Origin of the sequence: Sulfitobacter sp. HI0027, assembly GCF_001634775.1 — a bacterium.
GTDB lineage: Bacteria > Pseudomonadota > Alphaproteobacteria > Rhodobacterales > Rhodobacteraceae > Sulfitobacter.
Window position 1 is genome coordinate 1 of sequence record NZ_LWER01000272.1, and the last position, 280, is coordinate 280.

Below are 280 nucleotides of genomic sequence, written 5' to 3' on the forward strand. Positions count from 1 at the left end.
ATCAGTTGTTACGACGATGCGCCGTGCCTCCTGTAGGGCCCGATAATAAAGTAGATCGCCGCCAATATTGTCAGTGTAATGGGCATGAATGTGTACAGAAAAATCAAAAGACGGAACGGTGTCGCACCATGCGAAACGTTCGATGCGACTGTTTTGATGCATCCAGTTGTCGGACGCAGCCAACTCGGCCTCCGCTTGAGCACGGGACTGCCAAACCCAAAGGCGATTGTAGGACCACATCTTTTCACGTTCGTTCCTGCGCGCCTCGCGATCCTGTTCG

1 pseudogene is annotated in these 280 nt (G+C 52.9%); it reads right to left on the bottom strand.

Annotated elements, in window-relative coordinates:
• A pseudogene (locus A3722_RS24850) lies at nt 1-280 on the bottom strand (rhamnan synthesis F family protein); the annotation flags it as partial.